13 protein-coding genes are annotated in these 14,947 nt (G+C 46.1%); 4 read left to right on the plus strand and 9 right to left on the minus strand.

Annotated elements, in window-relative coordinates; genetic code table 11:
• Positions 1-168 precede the first annotated feature (168 nt).
• Together D791_RS04190 and D791_RS04195 are read right to left on the minus strand one after the other, a co-directional pair.
• Entirely contained in the window at positions 169-1,668 is a 1,500-nt protein-coding gene (locus tag D791_RS04190; RefSeq protein WP_036508246.1) for a sensor histidine kinase, read from the minus strand.
• Positions 1,665-2,480, minus strand: a complete 816-nt coding sequence (locus tag D791_RS04195) for an alpha/beta fold hydrolase (RefSeq protein WP_036508247.1) — start codon at positions 2,478-2,480, stop codon at positions 1,665-1,667. Before D791_RS04195 ends, D791_RS04190 begins: the two co-directional genes overlap by 4 nt.
• A gap of 245 nt (positions 2,481-2,725) precedes the next feature.
• On the opposite strand from D791_RS04195, the gene D791_RS04200 reads away from it, so the two are divergent.
• From D791_RS04200 to D791_RS04210, 3 genes are all read left to right on the plus strand, one after another.
• Positions 2,726-3,106, plus strand: coding sequence for a response regulator (locus D791_RS04200; protein ID WP_036508248.1), 381 nt, complete (start codon positions 2,726-2,728; stop codon positions 3,104-3,106).
• A gap of 293 nt (positions 3,107-3,399) precedes the next feature.
• Positions 3,400-4,986: a peptide chain release factor 3 gene (locus D791_RS04205; protein WP_036508250.1), complete on the plus strand. Its 1,587-nt coding sequence runs from the start codon at positions 3,400-3,402 to the stop codon at positions 4,984-4,986.
• Between the two features lie 3 nt (positions 4,987-4,989).
• Entirely contained in the window at positions 4,990-5,766 is a 777-nt protein-coding gene (locus D791_RS04210; protein ID WP_036508251.1) for a TatD family hydrolase, read from the plus strand.
• Here the strand turns inward: D791_RS04210 and D791_RS04215 are convergent.
• A complete protein-coding gene (locus D791_RS04215; protein WP_036508253.1) occupies positions 5,754-6,161 on the minus strand; it encodes a hypothetical protein in 408 nt (135 codons plus the stop codon). The genes D791_RS04210 and D791_RS04215 overlap by 13 nt on opposite strands.
• A gap of 22 nt (positions 6,162-6,183) precedes the next feature.
• Entirely contained in the window at positions 6,184-8,097 is a 1,914-nt protein-coding gene (locus tag D791_RS04220) for a beta-ketoacyl synthase (protein WP_036508255.1), read from the minus strand.
• Between the two features lie 192 nt (positions 8,098-8,289).
• Between D791_RS04220 and D791_RS04225 the strand changes: the two genes are divergently transcribed.
• Positions 8,290-8,928 carry a YiaD family glycine zipper/OmpA-like lipoprotein gene (locus D791_RS04225; RefSeq protein ID WP_036508257.1) on the plus strand — a complete coding sequence of 213 codons (639 nt, stop codon included), beginning with the start codon at positions 8,290-8,292 and terminating at the stop codon, positions 8,926-8,928.
• Between the two features lie 56 nt (positions 8,929-8,984).
• On the opposite strand, the gene zapB is transcribed toward D791_RS04225, so the two are convergent.
• From zapB to D791_RS04250, 5 genes are all read right to left on the minus strand, one after another.
• Positions 8,985-9,179, minus strand: a complete 195-nt coding sequence (gene zapB / locus D791_RS04230) for a cell division protein ZapB (protein ID WP_036508260.1) — start codon at positions 9,177-9,179, stop codon at positions 8,985-8,987.
• A 76-nt stretch (positions 9,180-9,255) separates the two neighbouring features.
• A complete protein-coding gene (locus D791_RS04235; protein ID WP_036508263.1) occupies positions 9,256-10,464 on the minus strand; it encodes a flagellar assembly protein T N-terminal domain-containing protein in 1,209 nt (402 codons plus the stop codon).
• A gap of 70 nt (positions 10,465-10,534) precedes the next feature.
• Positions 10,535-11,518 carry a LysM peptidoglycan-binding domain-containing protein gene (locus D791_RS04240; RefSeq protein WP_036508266.1) on the minus strand — a complete coding sequence of 328 codons (984 nt, stop codon included), beginning with the start codon at positions 11,516-11,518 and terminating at the stop codon, positions 10,535-10,537.
• A gap of 50 nt (positions 11,519-11,568) precedes the next feature.
• Complete coding sequence (locus D791_RS04245) at positions 11,569-12,138, minus strand: LPP20 family lipoprotein (protein ID WP_081763719.1); 570 nt, start codon at positions 12,136-12,138, stop codon at positions 11,569-11,571.
• A gap of 107 nt (positions 12,139-12,245) precedes the next feature.
• Positions 12,246-14,945 (minus strand): [protein-PII] uridylyltransferase, encoded by a 2,700-nt coding sequence (locus D791_RS04250; protein ID WP_081763720.1) that lies wholly within the window; start codon positions 14,943-14,945, stop codon positions 12,246-12,248.
• Positions 14,946-14,947: the final 2 nt, after the last annotated feature.

The raw sequence follows: 14,947 nt of genomic DNA on the forward strand, positions 1-14,947 counted from the left end.
CCCAATTAGGTACTTTGATAAAAATCTAGTGCCAACTTTTTATTTACAATAGGATAATACCTTTAAGATTAAATACTTCATTATTGTCGTACCAAGGTTTTTTATTGAGTGTAGATGTCTGAACGTGAGGTCGCCAGAAAGCGGATTCAGATCGATACCAAAAGAGTACTAAAGTATAGGTTTAACGTGGATGGGGATGGAGACCCAAAAAATAGCGCCTTTGGATAATGCTGGTTTGTAACCTATTTTACCTCCCATTCCTTCAATCAGTTGCTTACTGATCGCTAATCCTAATCCTGACCCCTCAAATCGACGATTTATATCACTTTTTTCTTGTCTGAACTGAGTGAATAAAAAAGGAATGAAATCAGGTTTGACTCCAGGTCCTTGGTCCTCTACTGATATGGTTACGCTATTATGTTCTACATAAATATCTATTTTAACTTTTGAAAAACTAGGAGAGAATTTGATAGCATTTGATAATAAGTTTGATATGACCTGCTCAAATCGGATCGGATCAACGCAAATACTAATGTTCGATTCAAACTGGAAAAGTTCAAGGCGAATACCTTTTTCAGAAAGGTAAGTACTGTGTTGCTCAGTGGACCTAGTTAATAAGGGGTATAGCTCCACATTACGTAATTCGATATTTAATTTGTTTGATTTAAGTTTTGCGAAATCAACAACGTCGTTAACCAATGCTTTCAATCTATGTGCATTACTAAGCGAATTTTTAATTAGTTTCTTGATCTTTTCCGGTAGGTTGCCTATTTTTTCTGAATCTATTAGATCAAGACTTCCCAGTATAGCGGTAACGGGTGTTCGGAATTCATGGCTTATATTTGCAATAAAATCATCTTGAAGTTTTTCATATTTTTTTCGTTTTTGGATATCAATAATCAGTATAATGAACGCTATGTCTTGAGCTGTTTTAGAGTTGTCCAGTTGCCGTATTTGAATCTGAACATCAATATTTTCGCTGATCCTTCTAATTTTGGTTTCAAATGTATTAATCGAGAATGGCCTTTCTATAGAGGGGTTTTCCTCAGTTGATGTATAAAATAATGATTTTAAAGGATTTTCTTCCGGTGAGCTGTCGTGGAAAAGAGCAAATATTGATTGGTTAATAAGGCCTTCAGGTGGTAATCCCGTTAAGTCTGTCATGCCTGTATTTGCAAAGCGAATGAGTCCCAAGTTTGAAACAGCCAATATTCCTATGTCTTGTGTTCCATCCAAAACAGTTTGAAGCATATAGCGGCTCTCGTCTGCATCCTTCGCCAAGAGCTGCAATTGTTTTCGAGTGCTTAAAAGCTCTTGTTCAAAGCTGGCTCTTTGTTCTGCAGGGAAAATAACCCAGAAGTAGCATGAGCACTCTTTGAAGTCACCTTTCGATACGTTTAATAGAACCGGTAAAGGAGATTGATGAGTTCGATTCATTTTTAAGTAGATTTCATTGATAGCACCGTCGTTGCGCAATAAAGGCCATAGATGTGTATGAAGGAAAATCTTTGCGGATGGTGGAAAAAGCGCTTCAATTGTATGGGTCGTTAAAGGAAGCGTGAGTCCTAGAGATGTCAGTGCGAAATCATTGATAAATACGATGTGACCTGATAGGTCAGTAACAATGACAGAGCAGGGAAGTGCGTTGAGTTCTAAGTTGACTTTCAAAGGGAAAATTCCGGTTTTAGATAGTCGCTCATGGCTTCAATAACCAGTGAAGGATGACTCATATGTGCGGCATGACCTGCAACATTTAGAACATTTAATCTACTGTGTTCTATTTTTTGATGCACGTAATCTCCAACTGATAATGGAACAAGCGCATCTTCTTTGTGTTGAAGGATTAGGCTTGGTACTTTTAAGTTTGAAAAGTCTTGACGGTTATCAGAAAAAAACGTTGCGTTTGCAAAGTGGCGTGTGATGATTGGATCTGTAGAGCAAAAACTTTCAGATAATCGACCGGAAATCTCTGAGGCGGTACTCACGCCAGCAACAATGGGTGCTAAATAGCTTGCCCAACCTAAATAGTTTTGATCCATTAGATCAAGTAAACCTTCTAGGTCTTCACGATCAAATCCACCGAGATACTCTGGAGGAAGGTTTAAGAAGCAAGGTGAAGGACCCAAAAGTATCATTTTTTTAAAGAGGTGTGGTCGAGCGTTCGCAGCCAGTATGCCTATGCTGCAACTCACTGAGTGACCTACGAAAATGATGTCCTGATGAATGTCTAAGGCATCGCAAATTTCAAGAATATCCTGAGCATATCCTGCAAGCGTTTCGTAGCGATTGAAACAATAGTGACGAACGTCAGACTGGCCACTGCCTACATAGTCAAAAAGTATTTGCTGTGATTGAGTGTCAAACGCGGGTGTTATGCTAGACCACATGGCTTGACTGCAACCAAAGCCGTGGGCGTAAAGTATCGTGGGTTGCGTTGGGTCACCCGATATTTTGACATTGTTACGAAGTAGAATGTCCATGTTTTTCCCTGTTGGGCCTAAGAGGCTTTCTGTGATGTAAGAAAATAACGATTGAGGTGGATGGTTTTGCCGACTAGCGCATTTTGAATGTCGCATTGAATAGACAAAATCTAGGTGAACTATAGCGTATTTTTGTTCACCTAATCGTGGATGAATGAAATACTTCAGGTTGGACTGAAACATTTTTAACTAAATTTGAGCTATAGTGTAACCAGACGGATCCTAGTGCGGGTATGGGGGCAATCATGCAACTGAAAAAAATTCTACATGTAGATGATGATGAGTCGATTAGAGATATTGTAGAAATTGCACTGGTTGATCTTTCAGGGTTTACGCTGGTTTCAACATCAAGTGGTCAAGAGGCTATAGAACGGCTAGAACATTTCCAGCCTGATTTGATTTTGCTTGATGTGATGATGCCTGAGATGGATGGCTTGGAAACCTTGCGACGGATTCGAATTAAAAGTGAAACACAACGTACGCCTGTTGTCTTCATGACAGCAAGGGTTCAAGAGAATGAAAAGCAACAATACCTTAAGGCAGGAGCTGTTTCTGTTATAGAAAAACCCTTTGATGCAGCATGCCTTGGTGATCAATTAACGTCTATTTTTTTGTCTCAGAGTTAACGATTCACGTAAGTGGATGATCCTTTATTGCTCTTTTCTAAGCTTCTTTGTCTACTGAGGTGTCAGGCACCAGAAGTGTTGGTGATGGCCTAGTGTTTCAAACGTTGAACACCTACCCAAGCGGTAGGCACGTTATTGTGCGTGCTTCGGTTACTAGATAGATTGTGTATCGGTGCAAGATCAGCGAAAATAGCCGTCATTCATCATTAACCTACTAGGCCATTCGTGTGTACGCAATTTGCATGGTCTAATAAAGGTTGATATATCTGCATTCAAATCAAAAGAATCATTTAATGTCACACCAGAATTTTATTAACGAAGTTAACAAACGACGCACTTTTGCTATCATCTCCCACCCTGATGCGGGTAAAACCACGATTACCGAAAAATTACTCTTACTCGGCCAGTTGATTCAGGTCGCTGGTACAGTGAAAGGGCGTGGCAGTGATCGCCATGCGACGTCAGACTGGATGACGATGGAGCAAGAAAGGGGGATTTCTATTACCTCCTCGGTGATGCAGTTTCCGTTTAACGGGCGCACGGTTAATCTTCTGGATACGCCTGGACACGAAGACTTCTCAGAGGACACCTATCGTACCCTAACGGCTGTTGATTCGGCATTGATGGTGGTCGATGGCGCTAAAGGGGTTGAGGAACGTACCATCAAATTGATGGAGGTTTGTCGTTTGCGCGACACGCCCATATTTTCGTTTGTAAACAAACTCGACCGCGACATTCGTGATCCAATTGATTTGCTTGATGAGATTGAGCAAGTACTGAAGATAGAAGCCGCTCCAATCAACTGGCCAATAGGTTCGGGAAAATGGTTTAAAGGCGTATACAACTTGTACACGGATACTCTGCACCTATACACCTCTGGGCAGGGGCATACCTTGCAGGATGATCGTCGTATTCATGGACTTGCCAGCGATGAAGCCAAAGCCTTGTTAGACGATGAGTACGAGAATTTTGTTGATGAGATCGAGTTGGTTAAGGGTGCCACTCATGCTTGGGATCAACAGGCCTACCTTGACGGAAAACTAACACCTGTATTTTTTGGAACAGCGCTGGGCAATTTTGGTGTTCGTGAAATGCTAACAGATTTTGTTGAGTGGGCTCCTGCGCCACCCGCGCGACCGACTGAAACTCGACCTGTCGACGCGAGAGAAGAAACTTTCAGTGGCTTCGTTTTCAAAATTCAAGCGAATATGGATCCAAAACACCGAGATCGCATTGCATTTATGCGCATTTGTTCAGGCAGCTATACGCGCGGCATGAAAATGCGCCATGTGCGCACAGGCAAAGAGGTTCGGATCGCCGATGCCGTGACGTTTTTAGCCGGAGATCGTGAAAATGTTGAAGAGGCGTGGTCAGGTGACATTATCGGCTTACACAATCACGGCACGATACAAATTGGCGATACCTTTACGGCAGGTGAAGTGCTTAAGTTTACAGGTATTCCTCACTTCGCCCCTGAAATGTTTCGGCGTGTTCGCCCCAAAGATCCATTAAAAATGAAGCAGTTGCAGAAAGGCTTGCAGCAGTTATCAGAAGAAGGTGCGGTGCAATTGTTTATGCCGCTGAAGAACAATGACTTGATTTTAGGCGCGGTCGGGCAGCTGCAGTTCGAAGTCGTGGTGTATCGTCTTCAGGATGAATACAAAGTCGAGTGCTTATACGAAGGTGTTTCTGTTCAGACAGCCCGTTGGGTTGAGTGCAAGGATACCAAAATGCTTGAAGAGTTTAAGCGTAAGGGGTATGAAAACCTTGCCCTTGATGGTGCAGGGCTCTTAACCTATTTAGCCCCTACCCGAGTTAACCTATCCTTAACACAAGAACGTTGGCCTGATATTGCTTTCAGAGCAACACGCGAGCACTAAGCTATGCATCTCATTGACACCCATTGTCATTTAGACTTTGAAGTGTTTGATGGTTGCCGTCAGCAGATTGTCGAACAGGCCCTGCAAGTGGGTGTTCGACAATTTGTTGTACCCAGTGTGACACGTGCCCGCTTTCAAAACGTTTTGCAAATGGCCAACGATTTTCCCTGCATTTATCCAGCCTTAGGGCTGCATCCTTGCTTTATTTCAGAGCATCAGCGCAGCGATCTAGATGTACTGCAAGGCTTGCTCTCTCATTCCCGTGTCTGTGCCTTAGGTGAAATAGGTCTTGATGCCAGAGAGGGGATGGCGGCAATGGAGGTCCAGCTTGCTTTGTTTGATGAGCAGCTCCTGTTAGCGAGACGTTTAGGCAAGCCTGTGATCTTGCATGTTGTTAAGGCGCATGATTTGGTGCTATCTCGCTTAAGGAGGGTACGGGGGCAAGCGGGTGGTGTGGTGCATGCGTTTTCAGGAAGTGAACAGCAGGCGCGCGAATATGCCAAACTTGGCTTTTATCTAGGGATGGGAGGAAGCCTAACCTATTCGCGGGCGACAAAGCTTCAAGGGTTAGTGCAGCGTTTACCACTTAAATGGTGGGTGCTTGAAACGGACTCTCCGGATATGCCTTTGCAAGGGTTTCAAGGGCAACCCAACACACCGTCTCAAGTGCGTCGGGTTGCTGAAACATTTGCAGAGCTCAGTGGTGTCAGTCTTGAGGATGTCGCTGAGCAAACGAATCGTAATGCTCGCCAGTGTTTTGGTGTGAATTACTTACTGTAAATGGTTTTGAAAATATTATCGATAGTACGCCATGCCAAATTCGTGTGGTCATTGGCAGGCAGTCGATAGATTTGACCGTCTACATCAACACGCTCACTGACATAGCTTTGATCCGGAGGATTAATGAGCATCATGGCTAGGCTTCTCGGGTAATTTGGACGTTGAACAGTCTGACCGTACTTATCTTCAATGGGTTTGAACATGAAGCGAGCCCCAGCAATTCTGTTTAGCTCAAAACACTGTGTGCGACTGTCCCCTTGGCACAGGCGTAATGCTTGAGCATCAAGCGTGTAGTAGCGGTTATGTGCACTGTTCTCGTTAGGTTGCGTTTGCCCAAGGCTCAAACAACCCGACAGCAAGACTAGGGGGGCTAAGGCGAGAAATCGTTTTTTCACAACTAATGCTCCATGCTAAAACTTATTTTTGAAAATCCGCATAGGGGTTTTCAACGTCAATTGAAATCGCGTGCTCGTAACCGGGTAGCTTGATTTCAGTGTCACTAATACCGAGGTCTTCGCCATTGAGAACATGATTATCGTATAAATAGATCGGCTTGCTGAGACCTTTTTGGCTATCTTGGTCATATTGCTGTGCCTGCGCAAGGGCCGATTCTTGCTTATTTCGCCACGTGCTCAAGACGTCTTTCGAGTAGCGTTTTTCCAGCATTTGGTTGACAACATGTGGCGAGAGCAAAACGGCACTTGCATTGTTACCCCCAAAACCTTTGGCATTAATGATTGCACTGTCCATTCCTTTTGGACCGACATTCTGATGCTGTAAGGATAAATTCAAATGACTGTGGTGCACATCGTCGGCGATAGCGGGTGTTGTGATCAGACCTGGAAGAATGCCGTATTGCCAAACACCTAGAGAGGCCATAATTTGGTCACCACCTGCGCAGCCTTGTGAGTGTCCCACAAAGGCCTTAACCGCTGATACGTTCCAGTGTTCAATACCAAAGGCTTTGGCGGTCTCATTAATAACATGAGATTCTGTGACTCTATTCTGAGGTGTGCTCGTGCCATGCGCCTGGACAAAACTACGTTCTTTGAGTGACGTCTCTCCCAGCATCTTTCGGATAAAGGAAGCGGCCTTGCCAAGCGTCATGTAGTTGCCAATACCGGGGGCTGAAATGGATTTCTTATGGCCATCGGCATGAACATACACATCGCCAATCGCACCGAAGATCTGTGCACCTGTTTCAATGGCCAGATCGTCGCTCATGAGCACGAGGTATTGGCTGGACTCACCGATGGTAAAACCACAGTTATTACCAAATGGGCGACATGCTTTACGGTAGTCCGCATTGCTCAAGGATTCTAGGTTATCAAGCGCTTGTAGATACTTGTCTTCAGCCAAGGCGCCCATGGCTCTGAAACCTTCGATGATTTCAGGCGTGACTGGGGCATCGCTTCCGCCAACAAGTACAAGTTTGCGACGACCGCTTCGTATTTCTTGAACACCATTGTAAAGGTTGTACAAGAAGGTCGCACAGGCTCCTAAGGCGCCTCCAGTCATGCCCGCATTGCCGAGTAAATACGCATTAATAAAGTCGGCGGGCATTTGAGCATAGCCCAACGGCATTTGCTTTGACGTGGTTCTTTTGCCTAAGGCGGCAAATTTGGTTAATCCACCAAACCCATTGTCATCCAGTTGTCCGATTGAATTACTCGCAAAGACAGCGATCTGATCGGGCGAAAGGCGTGCTGCGATTGAGTCATAATCGATCCCTACCGAACGTAAGGCATCGGATGCAGCAAAGACGCTCATTTGTAAGCCACGAGGATGGTTGCGAGATTGATACAGTTTGCCTGGATCAAAACCAGTGGGTAGCATGCCTGCGCTTTGAACTGCAGCAACCCGTGTGTCATTAAACAAGACATCACAGCCACCCTGAATACTGACTTGAGTTTCGCTAGTGTTTAGGGGAGTGAGTATCCAGTTGGCCGGGATCTGTGCCGGTAAATGCTTATTGCGTAATTTGAAAACCAGTGAGCCATCACTGCCTTGAAGCGTGGCAGGGCGATTGAAAAGAAGATGATTCACATCAAACCAATCGGGATGGATTCGACGGATGAGCGTGTTGTCTAAGATCTGCTGTGTGAGCCCCATCGGAAAGTCTGGAAACGAAATGACGTCGCCGAGTTGATCCTCAAACTGACCATTATTAAAACGGATGAGCCCCATGAGCGACGCAAGCGATACAAGTGTTTCATTTCGACTGTTAGCGTCAAGTTGATCTAAAATTAAGCGGCGATACGCATGATGGGAAGAGGATCTTCCGGCTGGGTTGATGCCGCCGAAACCGACGATAACAGGAAGCTGTGACAAGGGGTGGCTCCTTGATGGGCTAATGCAAATGAACGTTCAATCACCGTATTTTATCCCTTCAGGCAGATCCATACCAGTATTCTCGGCAAGTGATTGTTTGAGTTTGTCGATAATATGGGCGCTTAATCAAAGGTTAAGCTAAACTGGTTTTAGATAGCGCTTATCAATACATAGCAGTCTTAGGAGTTCATAATGATTAAAAAAATAGCAGTGGTGTTGGCTTCAGCCGCGCTTGTGGGTGGATGTACAACCATGCAGCCTGCGGGTGGAAATACGGTTCGTGGCGGCGCGGGCGGTGCGCTGGGTGGAGCAGCACTGGGCGCGGCTGTTGCAGGTAAGGGGAATCGCAATGAAGGCGCCTTGGTTGGTGCCTTATTAGGTGCCGCGGTGGGTGGCGGTATTGGGTATTATATGGATCAACAAGAGGCGCAATTGCGTCAGCAGTTGCAAGGTTCGGGCGTTGATGTCAATCGTGTGGGTGATGAAATCCAATTGGTTATGCCAGGCAGTATTACCTTTGCAACCAATGAGGATCGGATAGACCCTTCTTTCTATCAAACGCTAGACTCCGTTGCCAATGTGTTACGCCAGTATGATCAAACCTACATCAATGTAGAGGGCCATACGGACAGTACGGGTGCTTTGCAATATAACCAGTCTTTATCAGAAAGACGTGCTCAGAGTGTATCCCAGCGTTTAATTTCTTCTGGTGTAAGTCCGATGAGGGTAAATGCGGTTGGCTACGGTCCGAGTCGTCCGGTTGCGGATAACTCAACAGCCCATGGTCGTGCTCTCAACCGTCGCGTTGAAATAAACATCCGCGGTCAATAAAGCCCTAGGCTCAAGTGTATTAAGTAGCTTGGAAAAGGTCCAAGCTACTTAAACAATCAAAGATCGGCACTGTCTGCTAAACGGTCAAACTTACCTAATAGCGCTTGCAGTCTATCTTGTGTGTGATTGCGTTCATGTTCAAGTGCGGTTTGAGCGCCTTTTAGCTCACTGATTTCAAGACGAAGTGTTTCAACCTCTTCAATCAGACTTTCAATTTTTTCTTCTAGCTGGTTAAACAGCTCGCTTTGCATGTTGGGCTCCGTTCACTTTCAGGTAAGGGTGTAAAAGTCAGGAAGCCTAAGGCGAGTCGAGCAGCCTGTCAACACCTCAGTGGCTTCTAACGATATCATCGACTTGTATATTTACATTCTGAGATGAATCATTAATCCGACCGCTGGCAAAATTGGGTTGAACATTATCAAGCGTAAGCGTGACATGCGTATTATTGAGCTCGGCATACGGCATATGAAGTGGGTCGTAATAGGTCATGCGACGGTAAACACTGAGTCGATCGCCAGCCTTCAAACCGCTCATGGCACCCGCATTTATCCACAACCGATCATTTTCAGCGCGGGTGATGCGCGCACTAAAGGGTTGGCAGCGTAACTGATCACGGATGTCTAAGCTGGCTTGGCGCAACAGATTCAACACTTGAATACCATAGTCTTCTTGCCAGAAGGCTTGAGTCGCAAACCCTGTTTGTTTTTGTCCCGCATTCCAGCGGCCACTCGTGCTATAGCTCTGTCGATAGAAAAGAGCACCCGTGAGAGCATCATGGATAAACAAGTCAAAGACAAAATTGCGTTGATGACGAGTATGGGTCTGATCCATACGATGGTAAAGATCAACCAGAAGGTTGGGCTCTCTTGGACCAATCGGGCTTAGAGGCTGCATATCGCGTATTACGCCTGACACGATGTACTGCACTTGCGTTTGTTCGGTGTGACGTTGAATATTGGTGAGCGTTCCATCATCTAAGGTTTGAGTGGGAGCATTGTTTAGATTTGGATGAAGCGTCATATGCGTTGCAAGGTGTGTGTCGAATCCGGGCTGTTGAAGAACTTGTTGTGCGAGTAGGTCGGGCATTTGGTGCACAATTTTATGCAGACCACCTGTGTTTGCATGGATGGGGTGTTGTAAGGGGAAAGCGGTAAAGGCTACTTTTTTATGGTAAGCGACTTCGTTAATATCGCCGGAGCAGCCTTCATCCATACTGACATCAGCACGAATACGCAGAAATAAAACGTTGTCGATAACGCGTTCGTTGATGACTTGAATGTTACTTACGCGCCCGAGTGATGTCATTCGAACATTATCGATCTCAATGGTTCCATTTCGAACAATCGATGTGGATGAAACATAAGCTGAACTACGCATGGCAGCAGCTTCTGCTGCATGAGCGATTGCAGTTCTACGCGCACTGATCAAGTCACCGTTGATGATGCTTGCACTGCCATCTGCTTCAACAACAAGATCCGCCCACGCATTGAACGAGAGAAGGAGTAGGCTTGTCAGTACGAGTCTTAAACACCACATTGCAGATTATCCAAAGAGTACGGAAAGGTATACGTTAGATAATTTAGTCTGTTTCTGCAATCATTTGCCGTCAGTTGACACGATCATCCGGTGCTGGGATGCGTTGTGCACTTAAAACCTTCGCAAAGCTACTGTTTTCAAAGGTCTTGAACACCAGTAAAACCCCTGCAGGACTTGTTGGGTACTCAATCAACCGGCCTTGCTCTTCGCTAACGAAATCTTTTTTATAGTAGTGCGCAAGGCGTCCAGCACCGACGCCCTGATTGGTGCCTTGGTTCAAGAGTACATACACTCCGTCGGGTTCGTTGTGGAAAACACGGGTAATACGCATTTCGTTGTTGCCGGGGGAGTGGGGCTCACGAATGGCACTGGTTTGCAAGTTTCTATACGGGTTTGAGGGTAGTACGTAAAGAGTGGATTCTTGTCGGTTGGGCGCTTGACTCATTAAGTGGAATTTGGCCCGATCAGCTTCTTTATGCATTAGTTGTGCTTCACCCACACGGAGTAACTCATGGACGGCCTGATTCTGAGTGACAGTATGGGATTCTTGGATGGCATATACCGGGTAACGCTCGCCAATATTGTACAGGCTGGAGACATTTGAGGCGTACATAACCTGCGCCTGTCCTTCACTAAGATTGGCTTGCACGCGTGGAGCTTGGGCGAGTTGGGCATCGGTAGCGAGTGTGCGTCGATCAGCAAAGCGCTGCAGGGACCCTCCCGCGACCTCGTCACGAACGGCGGCTCGGTATTGCTGCGCTAGCGCTTCTCTTGATGGATGCGTCTGGGTGCTCAGTTGCCCTGCATTATGTGTGGCAGATGTAGGCAAAAGGAGGCTGCTGCCAGCGCGAAGGGCATTGGGGTTGCGTAATTGTGGATTTAAAGACCAAATTTCCCTCCATCTGCGTTCATCTCCAAGGTGCGTCTTCGCTAGAGCGCTGAGCGTGTCACCCGCTTGGACTTGATACGTCATAGATGATGCCTGACTGTTCGCATGACTCGAGGCAATCAGCATGAAAGTGAGCAGTGATGGAATGAAAATGCGTCTAAGCATGTATGAACCCTATCCGATGGTCAGGTCACATCCTTGTGACAGAGAGACTGTTAGTAGCGTGGTGCGTAATAAAGGGTATCACGGTATGCGCTACCTTGAATCAGGCCATGCCCACGAGTGTGGTAGAGTCTTTCGGACTCAAGGAGTCTGCGCAGCTCAGAACGGCTAATCTTTAGCGCCATGTAGGTGATTGCAACGCCGTCCTCTTGGAACTCTTGGTGTGTAATGGTGGCACCTTGAATGAAGCTGTTTAAGCGGGTTCTGAGTCGATCATGATTGGCTACAAAGTTATCAACGCTGGTATCCCCAAAAATATGGACGCCAGAGACTTGCTCAGCCATTTTGCGGTACGCATCGACTTCAGAGGCTCTCAGTGCCATCAAGCGGCGCTGCGGTGCACTTTCAAAGGTATTGCGGGGTGCGCCATAGCCAACAACGTTTAAGACCTGTTCGTCTGGGATAATCAATTGATCGCAACGCGACGATCTTACACAGCTGCTATCGGGTGATCCGATCATGTCGCCACATGCAGTTGTTCTGCATCCCGGTACTTGATGGGCACAACCTGCTAAGGTTGATAGAGCAAGGGCTGACAGTAATAGTTTGAATGTATTCGTCATAACAAGTCCTTAGTTCAGAGAACCGAATGCGGAGGCATTTTAATTTTTTCGGAATATATATCGGCCATCATTAATATTACTTTACCCGTTTTTTCGTTTTAAACAAGTTAGTTAGAGTGTTGAATGTGTTCGTCAAGTTTTTCACAAATGGTCTGTTGCAGTCTTGCGCATAAATCAGGGTCGCTAATCGGGTGTCCTGTGGCATCCGTGATAAAGAAAAAGTCTTCGACTCGCTCGCCAACATTTGAAATTTTTGCTTTGCGGACTGAAATATTGAAATCAACGAAAATCCGACCTAAGCGTGCCAGAAGTCCGGGACGATCAGACGTGAAAACTTCTAATACGGTCTGGTGTGTGCTCGGATCGTTGCTTAAATTGACGCTTGTTGGAATGGCGAACAGCTTAAGCACGCGTGGAACTCGGCGTTGAATGATTTCAGGGAAGTCATCGGGGTCATCGAGTTCTTCGGTAAGGGCTGTTTGAATTCGGCTTAAGTACTCAGGATTGTCCGGTAGGGGTTTGTTGTCCTCGGATAATACAGTGTAGGTGTTCAATGTGCGGCCATTATCCGTCGGGATGATTCGAGCATCCAGCACGTTTAAATGCAGTTGGTCTAATGCGGCCACCGTCGCTGGAAAAAGCTGGGGAAGGTCATCCGCATAAATAAAGATTTCAGTCGCGCCTTCGTAAAGGCGATACGAGGTTTTTTGCACAAGGATGAGTGGTAGCGGACGGTCACCGTGCCCTAGAATGGCTTGGGTGTGCCATGCAATATTTGTCGCATCTTCTCTGAGAAAGTATTCATCGCCAAGCATTTCCCAAAATGTATGAACAGCTGCAACATCCATCTGCATTTGATTGAGCATGATCATCGCTTCTTGCTGTAGCTGTTCAATGCGATCCTCTTTGTTGATCGGGTTTTCAAGACCGCGTCTCAACGCGCGCTTAGTTTCCGTGTAAAGCTGGCGCAGCAGCGTCGCTCTCCAGCTGTTCCACAAACTGTGGTTGGTTGCGTTGATGTCAGCAACGGTGAGTACATAAAGATAATTTAGATGAATTATATCGCGCACTTCATGTGCAAATTGGTTGATAACATCTGGATCCGAAATATCGCGCCGCTGTGCTGTCATCGACATTTTTAAGTGGTTTTTAACCAGCCATGCCAGCAAGTGTGTGTCCCATTTGCCAATATGATGTCGCTTGCAAAATTGAATCACATCATCAGCGCCCAGTTCGGAGTGATCACCGCCTCGCCCTTTAGCGATATCATGGTAGAGGCCAGCGATATATAATAGCTCAATTTTGGGCAGTTGATTAATAATGCGGTGGGCGAGAGGGAAGTGCTCTTGCATGGACTCATGTCGAAATTGACGCATCATTTGGATGACTTTTAAGGTATGAGCGTCGACAGTGTAAATATGGAAGAGATCGTGCTGCATTTGTCCAACAACCTGCCCAAACTCTGGCAGGTAGCGACCAAGAATTCCATAGCGATTCATGCGTCTGAGCTGGGTCGAAACCCCTTCGCGTGAGCGCAAGAGTTCCATGAATAGTGACGTGTTGCGTAGATCGTTGCGAAACTCATCATCAATCAGGTGACGATGCTCGCGGATAAGGCGAATGGTCGATGCTCTCACGCCTTTTATTTGAGGGTTCTGCGCCAGTAGAACAAACAATTCCATGAGTGCGAAAGGATGGTGTTCGAATACGCGATCGTATGCAACCTCAATGTAGTCATCATGAATTTTGAAGCGATTGTTTAAAGGCTCAATGCGGGGCTTGTCTGAGCGGCGTAGAATAACTTCATCGAAATACTGCAGTAGCATATCGTTAAAACCGGACATGGCTTTCGCCACTCGGTAGTATTTGCTCATGAATTGCTCAACCGCTAAACCACTGTCTTGATCTTTGTAATCAAAAAACTTGGCCAAGCTGCGCTGATGGTCGAACAAAAGACGATCTTCACGTCGCTTACTGATCATGTGCAGTGCATAACGCAGTGTCCAAAGATAAAGCTCCCCCTTGTTTAACGTATCGAGTTCGGAGTCGGTTAAAAAACCATGGTGAACAAGATCGTGTAAGTAGGTTGCTCCAAAGTGGCGCTTTGCAACCCAGCCGATGGTCTGGATGTCCCGAAGCCCTCCAGGTGAGTTTTTTAAATTGGGCTCTAAGTTGTAAGCGGTATCGTTGGTTTTTTCGTGGCGTTGGTTTTGTTCTTCAAGTTTTGCTTTGAAAAACTCTTTGTCTGACCAGGCTTCTTCTGATGTGACGCGCTGGTACATGTTGATTTGTAGGTCGGGGTTACCTGTTAAGGTTCTTGACTCGATCAGGTTGGTTGCGATGGTGATATCGTTACGGGAGGCTTCATAGCATTCATCAATACTTCTAACGCTTGAGCCTATGTCGAGTTTGATATCCCATAGAAATGTTAGAAACGCACTAATGGTGTCAGAGAATGTCTCAGGGTTAATGCCATCGGTTAAAATGAGAATGTCAACATCGGAGTAGGGGTGCAGTTCGCCCCGCCCGTATCCGCCGACAGCTACGAGTGCGAGTTTGTCTTTATGGGGCCAATCAAAGCGCTTCCAGATGGAGCAGAGTATTTGGTCGATAATCCATGCGCGGCCATAAATCAGCTTGCGTATGTCTGCTTGGTTGCAGAAGGCTTCGTCCATTAAGGTCTTGGCTTTGTCCAATGCTTGACGGTACACAGGAAGCGCGTTTTTAGTGTTGGCTAAGGCTTCTTCCAGTGCCAAGGGGTCAAGATATTCAGGCACGGCAAAAACAGACTGGCTCGTAGCGCCCATAG

Source organism: Nitrincola nitratireducens (assembly GCF_000585235.1).
GTDB classification, from domain to species: Bacteria; Pseudomonadota; Gammaproteobacteria; order Pseudomonadales; family Balneatricaceae; genus Nitrincola; species Nitrincola alkalisediminis.

What these genes read in the sequence shown, in the direction of transcription:
- D791_RS04245 (WP_081763719.1), bottom strand. Translation starts at nt 12,138, where the DNA reads ATGACGAATACATTCAAACTATTACTGTCAGCCCTTGCTCTATCAACC.
- D791_RS04210 (WP_036508251.1), top strand. Translation starts at nt 4,990, where the DNA reads ATGCATCTCATTGACACCCATTGTCATTTAGACTTTGAAGTGTTTGAT.
- D791_RS04250 (WP_081763720.1), bottom strand. Translation starts at nt 14,945, where the DNA reads ATGGGCGCTACGAGCCAGTCTGTTTTTGCCGTGCCTGAATATCTTGAC.
- D791_RS04195 (WP_036508247.1), bottom strand. Translation starts at nt 2,480, where the DNA reads ATGGACATTCTACTTCGTAACAATGTCAAAATATCGGGTGACCCAACG.
- D791_RS04235 (WP_036508263.1), bottom strand. Translation starts at nt 10,464, where the DNA reads ATGTGGTGTTTAAGACTCGTACTGACAAGCCTACTCCTTCTCTCGTTC.
- D791_RS04200 (WP_036508248.1), top strand. Translation starts at nt 2,726, where the DNA reads ATGCAACTGAAAAAAATTCTACATGTAGATGATGATGAGTCGATTAGA.
- D791_RS04205 (WP_036508250.1), top strand. Translation starts at nt 3,400, where the DNA reads ATGTCACACCAGAATTTTATTAACGAAGTTAACAAACGACGCACTTTT.
- D791_RS04240 (WP_036508266.1), bottom strand. Translation starts at nt 11,518, where the DNA reads ATGCTTAGACGCATTTTCATTCCATCACTGCTCACTTTCATGCTGATT.
- D791_RS04225 (WP_036508257.1), top strand. Translation starts at nt 8,290, where the DNA reads ATGATTAAAAAAATAGCAGTGGTGTTGGCTTCAGCCGCGCTTGTGGGT.
- zapB (WP_036508260.1), bottom strand. Translation starts at nt 9,179, where the DNA reads ATGCAAAGCGAGCTGTTTAACCAGCTAGAAGAAAAAATTGAAAGTCTG.